The 22,286-nt window shown below is 34.7% G+C and carries 19 protein-coding genes; 10 read left to right on the top strand and 9 right to left on the bottom strand.

The features are described 5' to 3' along the window. On the bottom strand, positions 1–891 hold the full coding sequence (locus tag BUR17_RS01410) for an aspartate carbamoyltransferase catalytic subunit (protein WP_074228222.1): 891 nt from the start codon (positions 889–891) through the stop codon (positions 1–3). A gap of 243 nt (positions 892–1,134) precedes the next feature. Between BUR17_RS01410 and BUR17_RS01405 the strand changes: the two genes are divergently transcribed. Continuing rightward, positions 1,135–1,596, top strand: a complete 462-nt coding sequence (locus BUR17_RS01405) for an Lrp/AsnC family transcriptional regulator (protein ID WP_074228221.1) — start codon at positions 1,135–1,137, stop codon at positions 1,594–1,596. A 130-nt stretch (positions 1,597–1,726) separates the two neighbouring features. Here the strand turns inward: BUR17_RS01405 and argH are convergent, their stop codons facing one another. From argH to BUR17_RS01365, 8 genes are all read right to left on the bottom strand, one after another. Further along, positions 1,727–3,031: an argininosuccinate lyase gene (gene argH, locus BUR17_RS01400; protein WP_074228220.1), complete on the bottom strand. Its 1,305-nt coding sequence runs from the start codon at positions 3,029–3,031 to the stop codon at positions 1,727–1,729. Positions 3,032–3,399: 368 nt separating this feature from the next. Beyond that, positions 3,400–4,482: a M20 family metallo-hydrolase gene (locus tag BUR17_RS01395; RefSeq protein WP_074228219.1), complete on the bottom strand. Its 1,083-nt coding sequence runs from the start codon at positions 4,480–4,482 to the stop codon at positions 3,400–3,402. Then, positions 4,457–5,251: an acetylglutamate kinase gene (gene argB / locus BUR17_RS01390; protein WP_074228218.1), complete on the bottom strand. Its 795-nt coding sequence runs from the start codon at positions 5,249–5,251 to the stop codon at positions 4,457–4,459. Before argB ends, BUR17_RS01395 begins: the two co-directional genes overlap by 26 nt. A gap of 36 nt (positions 5,252–5,287) precedes the next feature. Then, a complete protein-coding gene (locus BUR17_RS01385; RefSeq protein WP_074228217.1) occupies positions 5,288–6,244 on the bottom strand; it encodes an N-acetylornithine carbamoyltransferase in 957 nt (318 codons plus the stop codon). A gap of 236 nt (positions 6,245–6,480) precedes the next feature. Next, positions 6,481–7,620: an aspartate aminotransferase family protein gene (locus tag BUR17_RS01380; protein ID WP_074228216.1), complete on the bottom strand. Its 1,140-nt coding sequence runs from the start codon at positions 7,618–7,620 to the stop codon at positions 6,481–6,483. Positions 7,621–7,917: 297 nt separating this feature from the next. Next, positions 7,918–8,898, bottom strand: coding sequence for an N-acetyl-gamma-glutamyl-phosphate reductase (gene argC / locus BUR17_RS01375; protein WP_074228215.1), 981 nt, complete (start codon positions 8,896–8,898; stop codon positions 7,918–7,920). Between the two features lie 171 nt (positions 8,899–9,069). Continuing rightward, complete coding sequence (gene argG / locus BUR17_RS01370) at positions 9,070–10,257, bottom strand: argininosuccinate synthase (RefSeq protein ID WP_074228214.1); 1,188 nt, start codon at positions 10,255–10,257, stop codon at positions 9,070–9,072. Next, positions 10,229–10,828, bottom strand: a complete 600-nt coding sequence (locus BUR17_RS01365; protein WP_084550338.1) for a GNAT family N-acetyltransferase — start codon at positions 10,826–10,828, stop codon at positions 10,229–10,231. Before BUR17_RS01365 ends, argG begins: the two co-directional genes overlap by 29 nt. A 160-nt stretch (positions 10,829–10,988) precedes the next feature. Between BUR17_RS01365 and BUR17_RS01360 the strand changes: the two genes are divergently transcribed. The 9 genes from BUR17_RS01360 (at position 10,989) to acs (ending at position 22,160) form a co-directional block, all read left to right on the top strand. Then, a complete protein-coding gene (locus BUR17_RS01360; protein ID WP_074228213.1) occupies positions 10,989–11,405 on the top strand; it encodes an IS1/IS1595 family N-terminal zinc-binding domain-containing protein in 417 nt (138 codons plus the stop codon). A gap of 227 nt (positions 11,406–11,632) precedes the next feature. Next, a complete protein-coding gene (locus tag BUR17_RS01355; protein WP_074228212.1) occupies positions 11,633–13,012 on the top strand; it encodes a porin in 1,380 nt (459 codons plus the stop codon). Positions 13,013–13,057: 45 nt separating this feature from the next. Further along, on the top strand, positions 13,058–14,638 hold the full coding sequence (locus BUR17_RS01350; protein WP_074228211.1) for an MFS transporter: 1,581 nt from the start codon (positions 13,058–13,060) through the stop codon (positions 14,636–14,638). A 44-nt stretch (positions 14,639–14,682) separates the two neighbouring features. Beyond that, a complete protein-coding gene (locus BUR17_RS01345) occupies positions 14,683–14,910 on the top strand; it encodes a DUF6814 family protein (RefSeq protein ID WP_074228210.1) in 228 nt (75 codons plus the stop codon). A 75-nt stretch (positions 14,911–14,985) separates the two neighbouring features. Next, entirely contained in the window at positions 14,986–15,180 is a 195-nt protein-coding gene (locus BUR17_RS01340) for a hypothetical protein (protein ID WP_074230182.1), read from the top strand. Next, a complete protein-coding gene (locus tag BUR17_RS01335; RefSeq protein WP_074228209.1) occupies positions 15,173–17,866 on the top strand; it encodes an ATP-binding protein in 2,694 nt (897 codons plus the stop codon). Before BUR17_RS01340 ends, BUR17_RS01335 begins: the two co-directional genes overlap by 8 nt. A 12-nt stretch (positions 17,867–17,878) precedes the next feature. Continuing rightward, positions 17,879–18,241 carry a response regulator transcription factor gene (locus tag BUR17_RS01330; RefSeq protein WP_074228208.1) on the top strand — a complete coding sequence of 121 codons (363 nt, stop codon included), beginning with the start codon at positions 17,879–17,881 and terminating at the stop codon, positions 18,239–18,241. Between the two features lie 85 nt (positions 18,242–18,326). After that, on the top strand, positions 18,327–20,219 hold the full coding sequence (locus BUR17_RS01325; protein ID WP_074228207.1) for an AMP-binding protein: 1,893 nt from the start codon (positions 18,327–18,329) through the stop codon (positions 20,217–20,219). 33 nt (positions 20,220–20,252) lie between these two features. Continuing rightward, positions 20,253–22,160 (top strand): acetate--CoA ligase, encoded by a 1,908-nt coding sequence (gene acs, locus BUR17_RS01320; RefSeq protein ID WP_074228206.1) that lies wholly within the window; start codon positions 20,253–20,255, stop codon positions 22,158–22,160. Positions 22,161–22,286 lie beyond the last annotated feature (126 nt).

Below are 22,286 nucleotides of genomic sequence, written 5' to 3'. Positions count from 1 at the left end.
TTATTTAAAAGTGTATCCTTGTCCTTCCAAAGCTTCTTTTAAAATTGCCATTCTCGCAAAAACACCGTTTTGCATTTGTTTGAAAATTCTTGAGCGTTCGCATTCTACCAAGTCTGTATCAATTTCTACTCCTCTATTGATTGGAGCTGGATGCATGATAATCGCTTCTTTTTTCATCGCTTTTTCTCTTTCTTTCGTCAAACCATATTTTCTGTGGTAATCAGACGCTGAGAAGCTCATTTTTGCATCATGTCTTTCGTGTTGAATCCTCAATAACATCAAAACATCAACTTCTTTAATTAATTCATCAACAGATAAATAAGTCCCATTAATTAAAGCTCCTTCATCAAACCATTGTTCTGGTCCTGAGAAATAAACTTTAGCGCCTAACCTTCTTAATGCTTCTGCATTTGAATTAGCAACTCGGCTGTGTTTTACATCTCCTACAATTCCTATTTTTAAGCCTTCAAATTTTCCAAATTCCTGATAGATTGTCATCAAGTCTAACATACATTGAGATGGATGATTTCCAGTTCCATCACCTCCGTTAATCACGGGAATTGTAATATTTTTTAATTCATCAAAATATCTGTCTTTCTTGTCTCTGATTACAACCAGATTTACACCAAGACTTTCAATCGTTTTTACCGTATCATAAAGACTTTCCCCTTTGTTTACCGAACTGTTTGCCGCATCAAAAGGAACCACCTGCAAACCTAATTTTCTTTCGGCAATATCAAAACTTGTTTTCGTTCTTGTACTGTCTTCAAAGAAAAGATTTGAGCAAAAAACTTCCCCTTCAATTTTGGCAGTTTTTCCATTAGCAAAAGCCAGTGCTTCTGTTACTATACTGTTGATTCTCTCGGTACTTAGTTCTGTAATCGTAAACATAATATCTTAATTTTTTACAAAAAAAAAGCGAAGAAAATATCTTCGCTTAAAATAAATAAATATCGTAAAGGGCGTCTACGCCCGGTAATTCTAATGATATAAATACTGTGTTATTCATTAGGTGCAAAGATATAACATTTTGGCGAACTGACAAAATCAAAATTCCTATAAAATTAAAAAATCTTAATCTCTCTTTATTTTCATTTTTAAATACTACTTTTGTTAAAACTCAACATCATTTTTATGGATTTAAAAGACAAAATGATTCTCAGCATCATTCAGGAAGACTCTACCTATTCTGTGAAAGAAATTTCAGAAAAGATTGGTCTTACCTTTACTCCGACTTATGAACGTATCAAACAGCTGGAAAAACAGGGAATCATCGAAAAATACGTAGGTCTTTTGAACCGTGAAAAACTGGGCTTAAATATTGTTGTTTATTGCAATGTTCGTTTGAAAGAACAATCTAAAAAAGTGCTTGAAACTTTTGAGAAAAACATTATGCAACACGATGAAGTTCAGGAAATCATCAGCCTTTCAGGCGAATATGATTATATGCTGAAAATTATCGCTAAAGACATCAATTCTTACAATAATTTTACGGTAAATGTAATTTCAAATATTCCTAATATCGGACAATATCATAGTTCTATCGTACTTCACGAAGTTAAAAAATCTACTAAGTTTAAGATTGATCTCGGTTAAAAAATATTTAATTATTTGAAAATGCTTCCGACTTCGCTCAACATGACATTTCTAATACTAAAAGTCATTTTCTAGCGGTTTTATGCTGAGCGGAGTCGAAGCATCTAAGAATAACTTTAGTTTAAAACTATCAACCCAACAATTTGTTTTTCAGTTTATTAAACTGATATTCTATCTTATCTAAACAAAGATTCCCAATACTTCCCTGATGGGTATGATTTAGATTTCCTATTTCAAAATCGAACTCATTGTTTTCGATCTCCTGCCCTACTTTTACATAGGCATCACGGAATGAACTTCCATTTTTTACTTCTTCATTAATTTTCTCTACACTGAAAAGATATTTATACTTTTCGTCTTCAAGAATTCCGTCTTTCACCTGAATATTCGGTAAGGTATAACCCAAAATCTCCAGACATTCTTTCAAAGAATCGATTGCCGGGAAAAGAATTTCCTTCGTCAGCTGCATATCTCGATGATAGCCTGATGGAAGATTAGTTGTTAACAAAATAAACTCATTCGGTAACGACTGAATTCTGTTGCAACGAGCACGAACCAGCTCAAAAATATCCGGATTTTTCTTGTGAGGCATAATGCTGCTTCCCGTTGTAAATTCTTTAGGAAAACTGATAAAATCAAAATTCTGACTTAAATACAGACAAACATCATAAGAAAATTTACCTAACGTTCCTGCCAAATTTGCCATTGCCATAGACAACATTTTCTCTGACTTTCCACGCGTCATTTGAGCATAAACCGAATTATAATTCATCGACTGGAAACCTAAATTATAAGTCGTACTCTCACGGTCAATCGGGAAAGACGAACCATATCCTGCAGCAGAACCCAGTGGATTTTTATTAATGATATTTTTAACCGAAAATAGCATTTCGATATCATCTAACAACGCTTCTGCATACGCTCCAAACCATAATCCAAACGATGAAGGCATCGCAATCTGTAAATGCGTATAACCTGGAAGCAAAATATTTTTATGCTGATCCGCCAGTTTGATTAATATTTGAAAGAATTCGTCTGTCAACGCTGTAATTTCACGAATTTCATCAACCAAATACAATTTAATATCTAATAAAACCTGATCATTTCTAGAACGCGCCGTATGAATTTTCTTTCCTGTATCTTCTAATTTTTCAATTAAGATAGATTCAACCTGCGAGTGAATGTCTTCCGCAGTTTTATCGATTTCAAAAGTTCCATTTTCGATATCTTCTAAAATCTCTCCCAAAACAGATAACATCTGCTTTGATTCTTCACTGGAAATAATTCCCACTTCTGCCAACATTTTACAATGCGCCATCGAACCTTGAACATCGTATTTCGCCAGACGTTCATCAAAGTCAAGATCTTTCCCGACTGTAAATTTGTTGACTAATATATTGGTGGCATTGTCATCTTTTTGCCATATTTTTTTCATAAAATTTCTTTTTTGTTGGAAGATGGAAGCTGGGTGCTGGAAGTTCACTACCAACCGCTTTATCTTCTTTTTTATTTTATTCGCTTTGTCATTCCGACGAAGGAGGAATCTATTTTAAAAATGCAGATTTTTCACTTCGCTTTCTGAATGACAAAACCTACTATTTTTCTTTTGTCTTGAAACAAAAGAAACAAAAATTCAAGACTGGAAACTTCCGCTAAAAAATATTTTTATTCTCTAAAAATCCCAAAACTCGTGCGAATTGAATATTGGTTCTTCAATTCTATATTTGTCTCGCACTCAAACAGTTGGATTTTCTTAACGTTCATAAAACTATTTTTCTTAACGCTCCATTTTCCTAAGTCGTTTTATAAAACTTTTTCAAGGATTTGAATATAAATATCAATCCCTTCTTTTATTTCATTTATATATATGTATTCATCCGCTGTGTGAGAACGCCTACTGTCACCAGGACCGATTTTTACCGATGTACAAGGAATGATTGCCTGATCGGATGAAGTTGGAGAGCCATATGTTGTCCTACCGATTTCCAAACCAGCCTGTACGAATGGATGTTCCATTTCGATTTTTGATGAATTTAACCTGAAAGACCTTACCGTTAAAGTCGATTTCATCTGCGATTGAATGATCTCAAACGCTTCTTTATTCGAATATTCATCCGTAACTCTCACATCCAAAGTAAAAGCGCACGATTCTGGAACGACATTATGCTGAACTCCGGCATGAATTCCTGAAAGTGTAACTTTAACTTCACCTAAATAATCTGAAACTTTTGGAAATTTGAAGTTTAAAATTTGCTGCAAATCTTCCATGCATTTTACAATCGAATTATCATCATTTGGATGAGCAGCGTGAGAAGGAGTGCCTTTCATTTCCCCGTCAATGACTAAAAGTCCTTTTTCCGCAATCGCCAGATTCATCTGCGTTGGCTCTCCTACAATGGCGAGTTCGACATTGGGTAACTGAGGAAATAAGGCTTCAATTCCGTCAAAACCTGAAATCTCCTCCTCTGCCGTCAAAGCAATAACTAAATTATATTTTAAATCTTCTTTATCAAAAAAATGTAAAAAAACCTGCGCCATCGAAACTAGAGAAGCTCCCGCATCGTTGCTTCCCAATCCGAATAACTTTCCATCTTTTTCAATCGGTAAAAAAGGGTCTAAAGTGTAAGCTTTATTCGGTTTTACGGTATCGTGATGCGTATTCAACAAAATTGATGGTTTGAAAACATCAAAATTTTTATTCACTGCCCAGATGTTATTTTTAAAACGTTTTGTCGGAATATTGTTCTTTTTAAAAAAGTTTTCAATTTCCACAGACGTATTAAATTCATCTTTGCTGAATGACGGAATTCCAATCAGTTTTTTCAACAAATCCACTGCATTATTCAGTAATTCTTCTTTATTATAAACAGATTTCAGTTCCTGCATGATGATTTTCTATATGGTTTTTTAGTGCGGTTTCCTTAATCAAGAATACCTTATTAACTTTATTTTTCACTGCTCCAAGAGCATTTTCTAACTTTGGAAGAATCCCTTTGTGTAATTTCCCTTCTTCTTTTAAAGTTGAAAATTCGTCTTCAGAAATATTTTTTATAACAGATTGAGAATTGTTCACATCTTCCAAAACACCTTCTTTATCAAAACAATACAATAATTCAACATCATATTTTATCGATAAAGCCTGCGCAATTACTGAAGCGATAGTATCTGCATTCGTATTGAACAGATTTCCTTTTTTATCGTGAGTAATTGCAGAAAATACCGGAACTAATTCCAGTTTAAGCAATTTTGAAATCAATTTTTTATTAATACTTTTCTCCGTAATATCACCCACAAATCCGAAATCTATTTCCGCATGTTCTCTTTTTTTAGCTTTAATTAAATTGGCATCAGCTCCCGAAAAACCCATTGCTTTGCATTTTTTATGCTGAAGTTTTGCTACAATATTTTTATTGATTCCTCCCGCATAAACCATCGCTACAATATCCAACGTTTCTTTATCCGTGATTCTTCGTCCGTTAATCATTTTTTGTTCAACGCCTAATTTATCAGCTAAAGTTGTTGCTAATTTTCCGCCACCATGAACCAGAATTTTCTTTTCTTGAATTTCAGAAAACTGCTCCAGAAATTCGTTCAATAATTCCTCATCATCAATTAAAGCACCGCCGATTTTTATAATGTATAATTTTTCTTTCATTACAAACCTTTTTTGAGAACCTATGAGGTTTAGTTGTTAAGAATTCAATTCATCCAAAATTTCACTGAAAACAGCTTGTGCGGAGAAAATTCGATTTTTTGCCTGTTGATAAATGATGGAATTTTCACCATCCATCACCTCATCACTCAATTCTACATTACGACGAACGGGAAGACAGTGCATTACTTTTGCCTGATTGGTATTGGCTAATTTTTCGTTCGTCAGCATCCAGTTTTCTTTCACTTCTGGCATTGCTGCATAATCATCAAAAGATGACCAGTTTTTCACATAAATAAAATCTGCATCTTTCAACGCTTCATCCTGATTATGAATTACTTTTACATCTTTTGTGAAATTTTTATCCAAATCATACCCTTCCGGATTCGCAATTACCAACTCAACATCCATTTCCTGCATCCATTCTGCAAAAGAATTTCCCACTGCATGAGCGATTGGTTTGATATGAGGAGCCCAAGTGAGCACTACTTTTGGTTTATGTTCTTTTTTCCAGTTTTCAGTAATCGTGATGCAATCTGCCAAACTTTGTAAAGGGTGACGAGTTGCGGATTCCAATGAAATAACCGGAACTTTTGCATGTTGCAAGAACTGGCTTAAAATACTTTCATTAACATCATCTTCCTTGCTTTTCATTCCTGCAAAACAACGAACCGCGATGATATCACAATATTGATTTAATACTTCAATGGCATCTTTGATATGCTCTACAGTATCGCCGTTCATTACGGCTCCATCCGCAAATTCTAAATTCCATGCTTCCTGAGCCGCGTTTAACGTTAATACATTTAACCCTAAATTTTGCGCTGCAATCTGACTGCTTAAACGTGTTCTCAAACTTGAATTTAAAAAGACAAGTCCGATGGTTTTTCCTTTTCCTTTCTGGGTTTCCGAAAGAGGATTTTCTTTAATTTGTAAAGCTTTTTGTATGATTTCCTGTAAGTTTTCAACATCACTTACAGAGGTGAATTTTTTCATTTTGAATTAATTTTAAAGATTTTTTATCTTACATATTATCTGAGTTTTTAACGCTAGGGTCGCGAAGCTTTTTTAATTAAACTTGAAAATATTTTTCGTTCGCAAGGGCGTTTCACTCAGCAATTGAAAGTTACATTTGTCATTCTGACGAAGGAAGAATCTATTAATATTATGAAAAGAGATTCTTCACTCCACTTTGCTTCGTTCTGAATGACAGACCGTGTAACTTTCACAGATTAAATACTCTCCAATACTTCTTGCAAAGCACTGATGAATAAATCAGTTTCTTCTTTTTTAATGTTAAGCGCCGGAAGAATCCTCAACACAGCCTTATCATTGGAGTTTCCTGTGAAAATATGATGATCGTACAACAGGCTATTCCTTACTTCTGAGCAATCCCTGTCTAGTTCAATCCCAATCATCAAACCTTTCCTTCGGATCGTTTTAATATGTGGAAGATCTTTAATTTCATCCTCAATATACTCACCCATTTTTTGCGCATTCGCAATAAGATTTTCATCTTTCATTACGTCCAGAACTGCAATCGCAGCCACACAAGCCAAATGATTTCCACCAAAAGTTGTTCCCAGCAAGCCGTTACTTGCCTGAAATTTCGGATGAATTAAAACGCCGCCAATCGGGAAACCGTTCCCCATTCCTTTTGCTGTTGTAATAATATCTGCTTCAATTCCAAATTCCTGATGCGCAAAGAAATATCCGCTTCTTCCATATCCTGATTGAACTTCATCTAAAATCAAAATCGCATCATATTTTCCGCACAGCTCTTTGATTTTAGTTAAAAATTCAACCGTTGGAACCATAATTCCTCCGACTCCCTGAATTCCTTCAATAATTACAGATGAAATTTCGCTTCCCTGATTTTCAAAAACGGTTTCAAGCTGTTCGATATTATTCCATTCAGATTTAATAAATCTTTCGTCGTAATTTACCGGAGCTACAATTTTTGGATTATCTGTTACAGAAACAGCTGCTGAAGTTCTTCCATGAAACGAACCTGAAAAATACAGCACTTTGCTTTTTCCATTGTGGAAAGAAGCCAATTTTAAAGCATTTTCGTTTGCTTCAGCTCCTGAATTACATAAAAACAGATTATAATCTTCTAAGCCTGAAAGTTTTCCTAATTTTTCAGCTAATTCAGTCTGCAATTCATTCTGAACCGAATTTGAATAGAAAGAAATTTTATCTAGCTGCTCTTTTAATTGAGTTTGATAATGCGGATGGTTGTGTCCGATAGAAATCACAGCATGACCTCCGTAAAAATCAAGATATTTTTCTCCTTTATCATCCCAAAGAAATGAACCTTGAGCTTTTACTGGATTTATGTTGAATAATGGATATACGTTGAATAAATTCATTTTGTAGTTGATTGTTGTTGGTTGATAGTTGTTGATTCTACAACTTCATCTTTTTTATATTTTTCTTTTGTCTTGAAACAAAAGAAACAAAAGTTCAAGACTGGAAACTTTCGCTAAAAAATATTTTTGTTCTCTAAAAATTCTAAAACTTGTGCGAAATCGATATTTATTCTTCGATTTGATATTTTTCTTGCGCTTCGAACAGTAGAATTTTCTTAACGTTCACAAAATTATTTTTCTTAACGCTTCATTTTCCTAAGTCGTTTTTGAATGGAGTTGTAAAATTCACATTGACTTTTAAAATGCAATCGGCTTTAAGTTTAATCCTGAATTTTCCTCCCAACCCATTGCAAGATTCATGTTTTGAACTGCCTGTCCGGAAGCTCCTTTTAACAAATTGTCAATCGCTGAGTGAATAACGGCAACATTTCCACTCTTTTCTATATGAATCACACAGCGATTGGTATTGACAACTTGTTTTAAATCAATTGCTTTCTCACTTACCTTTACAAAAGGCTCATTCGCATAAAAATCCCTAAACAATTGATTGATATCTGAAAGTTCTAAATCTGTTTTCACCGTGGAACTCGTAAAAATCCCTCTTGCAAAATCTCCTCTCCATGGAACAAAATTTAGACTGATCTCATTTTTATTAAAAGAAACTAATTGCTGTAAGATCTCATCCACATGCTGATGTGTCAAAGTTTTATAGGCTGAAATATTATCATTCCTCCAGGTAAAATGTGTCGTTACCTGTAAAGACTGACCTGCTCCTGTAGAACCTGTAATTCCCGTTGTGTACACTTCATTCAACAAACCTTTTTGAGCTAATGGAAGCAAAGCCAGTTGAATCGCCGTTGCAAAACATCCAGGATTTGCAATACTTTTTGCTCCTGAAAGTTGTTTTTTGTTGATCTCAGGCAGACCGTAGATAAAATCTCTGTTTGCGAAATTTCCATCTAAACGAAAATCATTTCCTAGATCGATTACTAACGTTGAATCTTTTACAGGATTTTGAGTCAGCCAATTCTGACTTTCTTTATGAGGAAGACATAAAAATAAAATATCTACTTCTTCAGGCTTATCCGTTAAAACCATTTCACAAACCGTCGCTAAATCCGGGTACAGATCTGAAATCTTTGTCCCCGAATTTGAACGACTATATAAAAAACTCAAAGTCACATTGGGATGAAAAGCCAACAGACGAACCAGTTCGCTTCCGGTGTAACCGTTGGCTCCGATGATTCCTGCTGTTTTTATTTCTTTTTGATTAATCATTTTTGATAATTTTATTGATAGGATTTTCATCCTATCCTTTGTTAAATCGTCCCTTTGGGACTCTTTTGTTGCAGCGAATTGCACGCAGCCCGACTTGAGCGGAAATCCTTTTATAAGGAGGAACGACGAATAAAAGATTGGGAGTGGAAGGCGGATAAAGCTGCCCAAATCTTATTTATTGATCTGATGATATATATTTAAGGAATTGCTTACAATTTTCGTGTACCCTTTCACATCTTCACCTGTCCAAGCTCTGTTTGCTTCGCCATAGCTTCCGAATTTATCAGACATTAAATCATGTTTAGATTCAATTCCATTTAAGATAAATCTATAGGGATAAAGGCTTACAAATACTTTTCCGCTAACTGTTTTTTGAGAATCATCTAAGAAAGACTCGATATTCCTCATCACAGGATCTAAGAAAAGTGCTTCGTGAAGCCAGTTTCCGTACCAATCAGACAATTGAGATTTCATCATCTGCTGATATTTTGAAAGCGTATGTTTTTCCAATAAATGATGCGCTTTGATAATCACAGACGCCGCCGCTGCTTCAAAACCCACTCTTCCTTTGATTCCGACAATCGTATCTCCAACGTGAATATCACGACCAATTCCGTAAGCCGAAGCTAATTCTTCAATCTTTTGAATAGCATAAACCGAATGTTCAAAATTTTCACCGTTTACCGCTACAACTTCACCATTTTTAAACTCGATTTCCAGTTCTGAAGGCTGAGTTTCTTTAATTTGAGAAGGAAAGGCTTCTTCAGGAAGGTAATTTCTTGAAGTCAAGGTTTCTTTTCCACCAACCGAGGTCCCCCAAAGTCCTTTATTTACAGAATATTGCGCCTTTTGGAATTCCATTTCATAACCGTGGCTTTTCAAAAACTCAATTTCTTCTTCACGGGATAAAGCCATATCACGAATCGGCGTAATGATTTCCACATTCGGGCACATTACCTGAAAAATTAAATCGAAACGAACCTGGTCATTTCCCGCACCTGTACTTCCGTGAGCAATCGCATCTGCACCGATTTCAATCGCATATTTTGCAATTTCCTGCGCCTGAATTGTACGTTCTGCACTTACAGATAATGGATATGTATTGTTTTTCAAGACATTCCCAAAAATCAAATACTTTACGCAAGAATTATAATAATCTTCCTGAGCATCTACGCACCTGTATTCTTTCACCCCAAGATTGAAGGCTTTTTTCTGCAGTTCTTTTTCTTCTTCTTTAGAAAAACCTCCGGTATTTACAGTCACTGCATACACTTCATACCCAAGTGTTTCACTCAGATATTTGGCACAGTAAGAGGTATCTAAACCTCCGCTAAACGCTAAGATTACTTTCTTGCTCATTTTGATATTGATTTTCGGGTTGATTATTTACAACCTCATTTACTTTATTATTATCGGGAACGAAAAGCATTGCTGTACAAAGACAGTTTTTACGTTCCTTTTTCATTAAAATTTCATAATTCACACAGTTCTTGCAACCATTCCAAAATTCCTCATCTTGTGTCAATTCAGAATAAATTACTGGTTTGTACCCTAAATCACTGTTGATTTTCATCACAGCAAGGCCGGTTGTCAAGCCAAATATTTTCGCATTGGGAAATTTCTCTCTTGACAAAGCAAACACTCTATCTTTGATCAAGGTTGCAATACCTCCATGCCTGAATTTTGGAGAAACAATTAATCCTGAGTTAGCCACAAACTGACCATGCGACCAAGTTTCAATATAACAGAAACCCACCCACTCTCCGTTTTCAGTGGCTACAACAGCATTGCCTTCTGAAATCTTTTTACTTAAATACTCTATAGAACGTTTTGCAATTCCCGTCCCTCTTCGCTGTGCAGAATCATACATTTCCTGCTGTATTTCACTCACATACATTAGATGCATGGACGAGGAAATTTCTATTTCCATTTATTTATCTGAATTTTTTGGTAAATTTAAAACATAATAACTTTAAAAACCAAATTAAAAAGATAATTTTATTGAATTAAATTAATATACAGGTAATTTTATCTTTACAGTAAATTAACATTTTGCTAAATTATTATATATTTGCTAAAAAAATATAGTTATGGAAAATAACTGTCCGAAATGTAAGAGTACAAATATTGTAAAAAGCGGAATTATCAATGAAAAACAAAGGTTTCATTGTAAGGATTGCAACTATTATTTTACGGTAAAAAAACTTGGTAAACAGATTAATGATTATTACGTAACAAAAGCTTTGCAACTATATCTTGAAGGATTAAGTTTCCGTGAAATAGAGCGAATTATAGGTGTTTCTCATGTAACAATAAGTTCATGGATCAAGAAATATAATATCACAAGACCCCCTCATTCTGGCTTTCATCCGGTTTATAAAATTTTAAAACAAAATGAGCTGATTGAATATATTGCCAAAGAAGAAAACATTAAAGATTCCGGTTTAATTATTACCCAATTTGCAGATAAATATATGTTGATCAAATGGGAGCGTTTTAAGAAATAATTTTCTGAATGATGAGTTATGAATTATAAGTTATGAGTTTTTTTTAAAAAATCAATTCAATGATTATCAATAGTTTAATTTAAAATAAAAAAGAACTTTCGAACTCATAATTCATCATTTATAATTCATAACTATATACACAGCATAAATATATATTAAATTTTTATAACTAAATTATTAATTACAATTTGGCTTTCACAAAATAACAGCCAAAAAATTAATAATTTATGAAGAAAATATTAAGTTTTATTGGATTAGCTTTAATTAGCAGTTCTGTATACGGTCAAGGTTCTCCTGATTATGGAAATGGTTTAAAAATAAATTTAAATCCTGAAGGAGATAAATATGTTAGATTTATTTTATGGGATCAGTTCTGGATCAGGAACACGGAAATGAATCCCGGAAGTATGGTTGGAGGTGAACCTACTGACAATACCTGGAATTTAGGAAACCGAAGAGCCCGTATTTTGGCTTACGCACAAGTAACCAAACGTTATATGATTTTATTGCATTTCGGAATGAATAATCAGACATTCATTAATGGTGGTGCAACCGGAACAACCGGAACGGGAGGTTACGGAAACGGCAAAAAAACACAACTTTTCTTTCATGATGCCTGGAATGAATATGCCGTAATTATGCCGGGTGAAGCAGGAAAATTCAGCTTAACTTTAGGAGGTGGACTTCATTATTACATGGGACTTTCCCGCATGACAATGGCTTCAACATTAAACTTTCTTACAGTAGATTCTCCTATTTTCAGTTGGCCTTTAATTGATAATTCCGACCAGTTTGCAAGACAAATGGGAGTTTTCGCAAAAGGTAAATATGGAAAGTTTGAATACCGAATGAGTTTAAACAAGCCATTCGCAACAGATTTAACTCCTCCAAATACTTTAATTCCAGGAAATGAAGTTGCAGTTGACAACAACGGAAACCCAAATTGGTCTAAAGCGGGTTATTTTGAATACCAATTTTTAGATACAGAATCTAATCTTCTTCCTTTCAAAGTAGGTTCTTATTTAGGTACAAAAAAAGTTTTCAACGTCGGTGCAGGTTTTTATCATCAAGCCGAAGGAACGAGAACTTCTGTCAATTCAAATATTGAAAAGCACGACATCACTCTACTTTCCGTAGATGCTTTTGCCGACATTCCTTTAGGTGAAGCAAAAAATAAAATGGCAGTTTCGGCTTATGCAGGATATTTCAACTATAATTTCGGACCCAATTACGTTAGGAATTTAGGCACCATGAATATTGCAGCGACCGACCCGAATTTTGTCGGACAAAGAGCTTTGGCTGGTCCTGGAAATCTTCAACCAATGATTGGAACAGGAAATGTAGTTTATGCTCAAGCAGGTTTATTATTACCTAATCAGGCAGAGAAGCCGAAAGTCAGAATTCAGCCTTTTGCAGCTTACACTTACAAAGATTTTGAAGCATTCGACAAACCATCTTCACAGTTTGATGTGGGAGCCAACTGGTTTTTAGACGGTCATCATGCGAAAATCACTACTCAATATTCTACAAGACCAGTGTACACAAGCCCGACCGAGAGCCCGAAATCTAAAGGAGAATTTATTGTACAACTTCAGATCTATTTATAAAAATTAATTTCCATTATAATAATTTAAACAAAAAAATCTAGTGATATGAGCGAACAACACCACGATGCTTACGAGAATATGACAGATAAGCAGAAAAACCGCACCATCTGGAGCGTCATCACTGCATCATCTCTCGGAACTTTGATAGAATGGTATGATTTCTATATTTTCGGAAGTTTAGCCGTCGTTTTAGCAACAAAATTTTTCCCTGCAGATAATCCTACCGCAGCATTTTTATCTACATTGGCAACTTTTGCAGCAGGATTTGTAGTAAGACCTTTCGGAGCGTTATTTTTCGGAAGATTAGGAGATATTATCGGAAGGAAATATACTTTTCTCGTTACTTTATTAATCATGGGATTCTCCACATTTCTGATCGGATGTATTCCGGGATATGAGACCATAGGATATTTGGCGCCTGTTTTAGTTTTAATCTTAAGACTTTTACAAGGTTTAGCTTTAGGAGGAGAATATGGCGGCGCAGCAACCTATGTTGCAGAATATTCACAGCCACACAGAAGAGGTTACTGGACTTCATGGATTCAAACCACCGCAACTGCAGGACTTTTCATTTCTTTAATTGTTATTTTAATTACAAAAAATACACTTTCTGCTGAAGATTTTGATTCTTGGGGATGGAGAGTTCCATTTTGGATCTCGATTTTAATGGTGGGAGTTTCTTATTTCATCAGAAAAAACATGAAGGAGTCTCCGCTTTTTGCAAAGGCTAAAAGCGAGGGGAAAACTTCTAAAAATCCTTTAAAAGAAAGTTTCGGTAATAAATTCAACTTCAAATTTGTTTTATTGGCATTATTCGGAGCTGCGATGGGACAAGGTGTAATTTGGTATACAGGACAATTTTACGCCATGAGTTTCCTCCAAAAAGTAATGAATATCAACTCAATGCAGGTAGACTATTTAATGGCAACAGCTTTATTGATGGGAACTCCTTTCTTCGTATTTTTTGGTTGGCTTTCAGATAAAATCGGTAGAAAAGCAATTATGATGACCGGAATGTTGGTTGCTATTTTAGCCTACAGACCCATTTACGATGCTATGTACAAAAGTGTAAACATTGAAGCGAAAACGATGGCGAGTGACGGCATTAAAGAAACCAGAGTTGCAGCAATTCATAAAGATATCGCAACAGACAGCTTAATTACTTTCCATAAAGAAACTACTTTCACAGACGGAACTTTAATCAAAAAAGACAGTATCGTTCATTGGTCTGCAACAGGTCCGGTAATGAAAGATGGAAAAGCTGAAGAGCCGAAAGTTTCCACAGCTATTACTTTGAACGACGACACAAGATGGTATTTGGTATTCTTGGTGTTTATTCAGGTGATTTTTGTAACGATGGTTTACGGCCCGATTGCAGCATTCTTAGTTGAAATGTTCCCTGTGAGGATCCGTTACACCTCGATGTCTTTACCGTATCACATTGGTAATGGGGTTTTTGGAGGATTACTTCCCGCGGTTGCCACTTATCTCGTAACTTCAGGAAAAGATGCAGGACATCCAACCTGGTATCTGGAAGGACTTTGGTATCCAATCGGGGTTGCCGCAGTCTGTTTAGTCATCGGATTGATTTATCTTAAAAATAAGAATAACAATATCCACGATTAATAGGGATAATCACTTAAAAATTTATTAATTTTAAATCTACTAAAATGAACGGATTAAAAAAAATATTAGGCATTGTCTGGATCTTAGCCGCCTTAATTGTTGCCTACTTCGGAATTACAGTAATGGGTGTTCCTAAAATCACTTCAGGAAAACAGGAAGACCTTGTATTCGGCATCATCATACTTTTTGTATTGGTACCGATTGTAACAGGCGGAATGGCAATCTTCGGATATTATTCTTTAACAGGAGAATATTCGGACGATAAAGTTTAAACTATAAACGATAGATGATAATTGATGAATGATTTTGTTCATCAATTATCTTTTATCATTAATTATTCAATATTCATGAAAAAGCGACACGAACAAAAACTGATTATTCTGAGCGTAGGTTTACTTATCGCTTTCAGCATTCCTGTTTCATTGCTTTTTAACAGTGAAAGAGAAATTTTCGGTTACCCGATGATTCTTGTTTACTTATTCGCAGTCTGGATGATCTCCATCATTATTTCTTTTGTAATCGTAAAAAAATATGATGAGTAGTTTCGCATTATTTATCGTTGTTTTGATTTATCTCGCACTTTTGTTCTTAGTTGCTCATTTAGCAGAAAAGAAGAAGAGCAAGCTTTGGATTAACAACCCATACATTTATGCATTGTCTCTTGCGGTGTATTGCACTGCATGGACGTATTATGGAAGTATCGGCGTAGCAGCGACAAGCGGTCTCAATTATTTACCAATTTACATCGGACCAATAATGGTCATTCCAGCTTGGATCTACATTAATACAAGAATTGTTCGTATTTCAAGAGTTAATAAAATAAGCAGTCTTGCGGATTTCATTTCTTTGCGATACGGAAACAGCAGAAGTTTCAGTGCAATTATTACTTTAGTTTGTCTTTTTGCAATCATTCCTTATATCGGATTGCAGATAAAAGCTATTTCAGAAACATTTCACTTAGTGACAGAAACCAGTGTTTCTAAAAATATTTTTACCGACAGTGGAACCTTTGTAGTTGTTTTGATCGCTGTATTTTCATCTTATTACGGAACGAAATATGTAGACGCTTCCGAAAAACGCTTAGGAATAATTTCGGCAATCGCATTAGAAAGCTTTCTTAAATTATTTTTCATTATTATTTTAGGATTATTTGTCATTTACTATGCTTTTGATGGGTTTTCAGATTTATATCAAAAGGCAAGTAAGTTTTCAGATTTTAAAGCAAAAAACACTTTTAACGGAATTGAAGGTGCTATGAACTGGATGGTTCTCTGCCTGATTTCGGGAACTGCAATCTGTATTTTACCAAGACAATTCCACACTGCAATTGTCGAAAACAGACAGGAAAAACACATCAAAACAGCGATTTGGTTTTTTCCGCTGTATCTTTTAATATTTACCATTTTTATCTTCCCGATCGCTTGGGGTGGAAGATTAATATTTCAAGGTCAAAACGTAAATCCGGAGTTCTACTCTATTCTCATTCCCCAACATTTTGATAATACTTTGATTACAGTTTTGGTATTTTTAGGAGGCTTGAGTTCGTGTATTTCAATGATCATTATTTCAGCAATTACATTATCGATCATGCTTTCTAACAATCTTATCATTCCTTACGGTTTATTAGGAAAATTTAAAGCTGAAAATGAAACTCAAAATACCAGAAACATTACCAACGTACGTAAATTTTCAATTTTTGGATTGATTATCGTAGCGTTTGCTTTTTATAAATATTTCATTTTAAAAACTTCATTAGATTCAGTTGGTTTAATTTCGTTTGTCATTATTGCGCAATTGGCTCCTGCATTTTTCGGAGCTATATTTTGGAGAAGAGGAAGCTACAAAGGCGCAATCATCGGGCTTTTTGCAGGATTAATTATTTGTTATTTCGGATTGATTGTTCCGCAATATTATTTTTCATACAATTCAGAAATTAAAGGAGCTTTACGTGACATGTATGATGTTTTCGACTTCTTCAGCATTCCGTATTTAGGAAGAATTCCTGAAATTTTCTTTTGGTCGATCTTAGTGAATACAGGATTATTCACCATTCTTTCTGTAAGCATGAAAGGAAATTACCGTGAGCGAAATTTTGCCGAATTATATGTTGATATTGATAAGTATATTCAAAATCATGAGAATGCATTTATCTGGAGAGGAACCGCTTATGTTTCTGATATCAAAAATATTCTGGAGCGTTTTTTAGGCAAAAAGAAAACCGAACAGGCAATGCGGATCTTCAATATTAAATACAATATCGATTCGCAAACCGAAACTGCAGATTCAAGATTTATAAAATTTTCCGAAAACCTTTTGGCTGGAAGAATCGGGACAGCTTCTGCGAAAATTTTAATTGAAGGCGTTACCAAAGAAGATAAAATTTCATTAAAAGAAGTTTTAAATATTCTGGAAGAATCTAAAGAAAACATCACTTTAAATAAAAAGCTTACAGAAAAATCTGAAGAACTGAAGCAACTTTCAAATGATCTGAGCGCAGCGAATGAAAATTTAATTGTAAAAGACCGCCAGAAAGATGATTTTCTCGATTCAGTTGCACACGAACTCAGAACTCCAATTACAGCGATTCGTTCTGCAGGAGAAATTTTAACAGACGATGACGATATTCCTTTAGATATTAAAAGAGAATTTTTAAACAATATCATCACAGAATCTGACCGTTTAAGTGAGATCATCAACGATATTCTTTATTTGGATAAACTTCAGCATGGAGAAATTGCTTTAAATATTCAGGAAAACAACATTATTGAAACTTACAAAAAAGCTTTAAACCCTATTCTACATTTGATTCAGCAGAAATTCATTCATGTAAGCGAAGTCGATCTACTTCATAATTATCTGTTTGAATATGATGAAGCGAGAATGATTCAATTATTCCAAAATATCTTAGGAAATGCATTGAAATTTACTGAAGAACAAGGTACAATTCAGACTAAATTTTCAGAAAAAGATAATTTTTTAATCATCAAAATATTCAATACCGGAAAAAACATTCCTGAAGAAGATCTGGAAGTGATTTTCGATAAATTTTACCAGTCTAAAAATCAAAACATTATAAAACCAACAGGAAGCGGTCTCGGTCTTGCCATTTCAAGAAGAATCGTAGAAGCCCACAATGGAACTATAAAAGCAGAAAACAGTGGATTAGGGGTGACTTTTACCGTTACCTTCACCCGAAAAAATATAAAAAGTAATGAAGTTGAACCTTAACGATGTGCAAAAATGAAAAAAATATTGATCGCAGATGACGAACATAAAATATTAATGTCTCTGGAATACAGTTTCCGGAAAATAGGATACGAAGTATACATTGCAAGAGACGGAGCTGAGGTTTTAGAATTCCTGAAAACCCTTGTTCCTGATGTTATTCTATTGGATATTATGATGCCGAATCTTGACGGATACAGCACTTTGGAGGAAATTAAAAAAAATGAAGCTTTAAACAATACAAAAGTGCTTTTCTTAAGCGCTAAAAATAATCCAAAAGATATAGAAAAAGGCTTGGGAATGGGAGCTGATGCGTATGTTACAAAACCTTATTCTATTAAAAAACTGATTCAGCAGATTGAGGAACTTTTAGGATAATTCAAACACAAATATTACAAATGGATTACACAAATAACACAAATCCTTTAGTGTAATTAGTGTTTAAAAAACAAACACAGAAAATATGAACACAGATAATTTATTTAAACAAAGCATAGAAAATAAAGAGCAATTCTGGAAAGAACAGGCTCAGGAAATTTCGTGGTTTGAATTTCCCAAAACGATTATTTCAAAAGATAAAAATGACTACACTCAATGGTTTGAAGATGGAAGACTCAATATGTCTTATTTGTGCATCGACAAACATATTGAAGACGGCTTTGGCGAAGAAATTGCGATTATTTATGATTCTCCGGTAACAGGGCAAAAGAAAAAATATACTTTTAATCAGGCAAAAGAAGAAGTTTCAAAATTAGCCGGTGGATTGGCTTCTTTAGGTTTAAAAAAAAGCGACACCGCTGTAATTTATATGCCGATGATTCCGCAGACGCTTTTTGCAATGTTGGCTTGTGCGAGAATCGGCGTGATTCACAATGTTGTTTTTGGCGGTTTTGCGCCACACGAATTGGTTGTGAGAATTGATGATTGCAAACCAAAAGCTTTAATTACTGCAACCGCAGGAATTGAAATTGCTAAAAGAATTCCTTATCTGCCTTTAGTAGAAAAAGCCATTGAATTGGCGAAGGATAAAGTAGATAACATCATTGTTTTCAATAGAAAGCTGACTGATAATAAGGACGAAATGTTCGAAGGTATTATTGATTACGAAGAACTGGTTTCAGCATCAGATCCTGCAGATTGTGTTTCTGTAGAATCCAATCATCCTTTGTATTTATTATATACTTCAGGAACCACTGGAAAACCAAAAGGGATCACCAGAGATACCGGAGGTTACGCTACCGCGTTGAAGTTTTCTATGAAATATATTTATGGAATTGAGCAAGGCGAAACTTTTTGGGCTGCATCCGATTTCGGTTGGGCAGTTGGTCACAGTTACACAGTTTACGCTCCTTTAATCAACAGAAATACAACGATTATTTTTGAAGGAAAACCAATTATGACTCCCGATGCAGGAACTTTTTGGAGAATTATTTCGGAACATAAAGTTTCGGCAATGTTTACGGCTCCAACTGCAATTAGAGCGATTAAAAAAGAAGACCCGAATGGCGAATTGGTTAAAAAATATGATTTAAGCCATTTCAAAAAACAGTTTTTGGCGGGTGAAAGGTGTGACGTTGCAACTTTAGATTGGTTTGCAGAACACATCCGAGTTCCCGCAATTGATCATTGGTGGCAAACAGAATCTGGTTCACCAATGTTGGGTTTAATGACTTTTAATGATAATTATAAAATTAAAAGAGCAGCTGCAGGAAAGCCGATTCCAGGATATGATATTAAAATTTTTGATGAAAATGGTTACGAATTAGACGAACACAAAGAAGGATATCTAGTCATCAAACTTCCACTTCCTCCGGGCGCTCTTTTAGGGGTTTGGAATGATTATGAACGTTTTGAAAAAAGTTATTTATCACAATATAAAGGTTATTATTTCTCAGGAGACGGCGCGATAAAAGATGAAGACGGCTATGTTTTCATTACTGGAAGAGTGGATGATGTGATCAATGTTGCAGGACACCGACTTTCAACTTCCGAAATGGAAGAAATTGTTTCGTCTCATCCAGATGTTGCTGAATGTGCAGTTGTAGGAATTGATGATGATCTGCGTGGGCAAGTTCCTTTTGCAACCGTCGTTTTGAAAAATGGTTCGGAAATTTCTGAAGAAAATGTAGAAAAAGAAATTATTCTGAAAGTTAGAGAAAAAATAGGCGCTGTTGCTTTTTTAAAAAGCGTGATGGTCGTAAAAAGACTTCCAAAAACAAGATCCGGAAAGACTTTAAGAAAACTCATCAGAACAATTATTGATGGAAAAGAATTTCAAATTCCGTCGACGATCGATGATGAAAACATCATTGATGAAATTCAAGAAAAATTCAAGACTTACAAAGACAAAAAATAATTTAAAATAAATAATTTCTAAAAAAAAGAAAGTATGAGAAATTACGTGATAGAAGATTTACCGCACTACTTTGAAGAGTACAAAAAATCAATCAAAAACCCGAAAAAATTCTGGGATAAAGTTGCCGATCAGAATTTTGTATGGTACCAAAGATGGAGCAAGGTGGTAAAATATGATATGAATGAAGCGAAAATCACTTGGTTTAAAGATGCTAAATTAAATATCACCAAAAACTGCCTCGACAGACATTTATCGGTAAGAGGAGAAAAAACTGCTATCATTTGGGAACCGAATGATCCGAAAGAAGAAGCACAACACATTTCTTACAACGATTTATATACAAGAGTTAACAAAACAGCCAATATCCTGCGTGAAATGGGTATTGAAAAAGGCGACAGAGTTTGCATTTATCTTCCTATGATTCCTGAATTGGCAGTTACTATGTTAGCTTGTGCTAAATTAGGAGCAGTTCATTCTGTAATTTTTGCGGGATTTTCAGCTTCGGCCGTGGTCTCAAGAGTAAATGACTGTGGCGCAAAAATGTTGATTACTTCAGACGGAAGTTACAGAGGAAGCAAAGTTTTAGATTTAAAATCGATTATTGATGAAGCTTTAGAAAAATGCCCGACTGTGGAAAAAACTTTGGTTGTAAAAAGAACCCACAACGAAGTAAAAATGAAGGAAGGCAGAGATTTCTGGATGGATGATCTGTACGAAAAAGCTTCCGCAGATTTCGTTACCGTAATTATGGATGCAGAAGATCCTTTGTTTATTTTATACACTTCAGGATCTACAGGAAAACCAAAAGGAATGCTTCACACTTCTGCAGGTTATATGGTATATTCAGCATATACTTTCAAAAATGTTTTCAATTATCAGGAAAATGATATTTATTGGTGTACTGCAGATATTGGCTGGATTACAGGGCACTCCTACATTCTTTACGGACCATTATTAAATGGTGCAACAACCGTAATTTTCGAAGGAGTTCCAACCTATCCTGAACCAGACAGATTTTGGGATGTCATTGAAAAACATAAAGTAACCCAATTTTACACTGCTCCAACCGCCATTCGTTCTTTAGCAAAAGAAAGCACAGAATGGGTAGACAAGCATGATTTAAGTTCATTACGAGTAATCGGATCTGTTGGTGAACCTATTAATGACGAAGCTTGGCATTGGTTTAATGATCATGTAGGAAGAAAAAAATGTCCGATTGTAGATACTTGGTGGCAAACAGAAACTGGTGGAATCATGATCTCTCCTATTCCATTTGTAACACCTACAAAACCGACTTACGCAACACTTCCATTACCGGGAATCCAGCCCGTTTTAATGGATGATAAACGCAACGAAATTACAGGAAACCAAGTTACAGGAAACCTTTGTATCCGTTTTCCATGGCCGGGAATTGCAAGAACAATTTGGGGTGATCACCAAAGATATAAGGAAACTTATTTTTCGGCATTTCCAGGAAAATATTTTACGGGAGATGGTGCTTTGAGAGATGAGGTTGGATATTACAGAATCACAGGTCGTGTAGATGATGTGGTGATTGTTTCTGGTCATAATTTAGGAACTGCACCTATTGAAGACAGCATCAATGAACATCCGGCTGTAGCAGAATCTGCAATCGTAGGTTTCCCTCACGATATCAAAGGAAGCGCTTTATACGGTTTTGTAATTTTAAAAGATTCCGGTTCCGACAGAAAGCAGGAAAATTTGGTTAAAGAAATTAATCAATTAATTTCCGATCAGATTGGTCCGATTGCAAAACTGGATAAGATTCAGTTTGTTTCAGGGCTTCCAAAAACACGTTCCGGAAAAATTATGCGTAGAATTTTAAGAAAAATTGCAGAAGGAGATTTCAGTAATTTTGGAGATACTTCTACTCTATTGAATCCTGAAATTGTGGAGGAGATTAAGAATGAAAGAATTTAAATTGAAAAATTTTCTATACTAAACGAAACTCTGTATTTATTACAGAGTTTTTTTGTGCTTAAAGTTTTATAAAAACAGTTTGTTCTAAAATAGACAAAATCTTAATTTTTATTAAATTTTTATAGA

Source organism: Chryseobacterium scophthalmum (assembly GCF_900143185.1).
GTDB classification, from domain to species: Bacteria; Bacteroidota; Bacteroidia; order Flavobacteriales; family Weeksellaceae; genus Chryseobacterium; species Chryseobacterium scophthalmum.
The sequence above is the reverse complement of the archived record's forward strand: the minus strand, read 5'-3'. Positions and strand labels throughout refer to the sequence as shown.

What these genes read in the sequence shown, in the direction of transcription:
- BUR17_RS01330 (WP_074228208.1), top strand. Translation starts at nt 17,879, where the DNA reads ATGAAAAAAATATTGATCGCAGATGACGAACATAAAATATTAATGTCT.
- BUR17_RS01345 (WP_074228210.1), top strand. Translation starts at nt 14,683, where the DNA reads ATGAACGGATTAAAAAAAATATTAGGCATTGTCTGGATCTTAGCCGCC.
- argB (WP_074228218.1), bottom strand. Translation starts at nt 5,251, where the DNA reads ATGAAAGAAAAATTATACATTATAAAAATCGGCGGTGCTTTAATTGAT.
- BUR17_RS01325 (WP_074228207.1), top strand. Translation starts at nt 18,327, where the DNA reads ATGAACACAGATAATTTATTTAAACAAAGCATAGAAAATAAAGAGCAA.
- BUR17_RS01355 (WP_074228212.1), top strand. Translation starts at nt 11,633, where the DNA reads ATGAAGAAAATATTAAGTTTTATTGGATTAGCTTTAATTAGCAGTTCT.
- BUR17_RS01405 (WP_074228221.1), top strand. Translation starts at nt 1,135, where the DNA reads ATGGATTTAAAAGACAAAATGATTCTCAGCATCATTCAGGAAGACTCT.
- BUR17_RS01410 (WP_074228222.1), bottom strand. Translation starts at nt 891, where the DNA reads ATGTTTACGATTACAGAACTAAGTACCGAGAGAATCAACAGTATAGTA.
- argC (WP_074228215.1), bottom strand. Translation starts at nt 8,898, where the DNA reads ATGATTAATCAAAAAGAAATAAAAACAGCAGGAATCATCGGAGCCAAC.
- BUR17_RS01380 (WP_074228216.1), bottom strand. Translation starts at nt 7,620, where the DNA reads ATGAATTTATTCAACGTATATCCATTATTCAACATAAATCCAGTAAAA.
- BUR17_RS01365 (WP_084550338.1), bottom strand. Translation starts at nt 10,828, where the DNA reads ATGGAAATAGAAATTTCCTCGTCCATGCATCTAATGTATGTGAGTGAA.
- argH (WP_074228220.1), bottom strand. Translation starts at nt 3,031, where the DNA reads ATGAAAAAAATATGGCAAAAAGATGACAATGCCACCAATATATTAGTC.
- BUR17_RS01385 (WP_074228217.1), bottom strand. Translation starts at nt 6,244, where the DNA reads ATGAAAAAATTCACCTCTGTAAGTGATGTTGAAAACTTACAGGAAATC.
- BUR17_RS01360 (WP_074228213.1), top strand. Translation starts at nt 10,989, where the DNA reads ATGGAAAATAACTGTCCGAAATGTAAGAGTACAAATATTGTAAAAAGC.
- BUR17_RS01350 (WP_074228211.1), top strand. Translation starts at nt 13,058, where the DNA reads ATGAGCGAACAACACCACGATGCTTACGAGAATATGACAGATAAGCAG.
- acs (WP_074228206.1), top strand. Translation starts at nt 20,253, where the DNA reads ATGAGAAATTACGTGATAGAAGATTTACCGCACTACTTTGAAGAGTAC.
- BUR17_RS01340 (WP_074230182.1), top strand. Translation starts at nt 14,986, where the DNA reads ATGAAAAAGCGACACGAACAAAAACTGATTATTCTGAGCGTAGGTTTA.
- BUR17_RS01395 (WP_074228219.1), bottom strand. Translation starts at nt 4,482, where the DNA reads ATGCAGGAACTGAAATCTGTTTATAATAAAGAAGAATTACTGAATAAT.
- argG (WP_074228214.1), bottom strand. Translation starts at nt 10,257, where the DNA reads ATGAGCAAGAAAGTAATCTTAGCGTTTAGCGGAGGTTTAGATACCTCT.
- BUR17_RS01335 (WP_074228209.1), top strand. Translation starts at nt 15,173, where the DNA reads ATGAGTAGTTTCGCATTATTTATCGTTGTTTTGATTTATCTCGCACTT.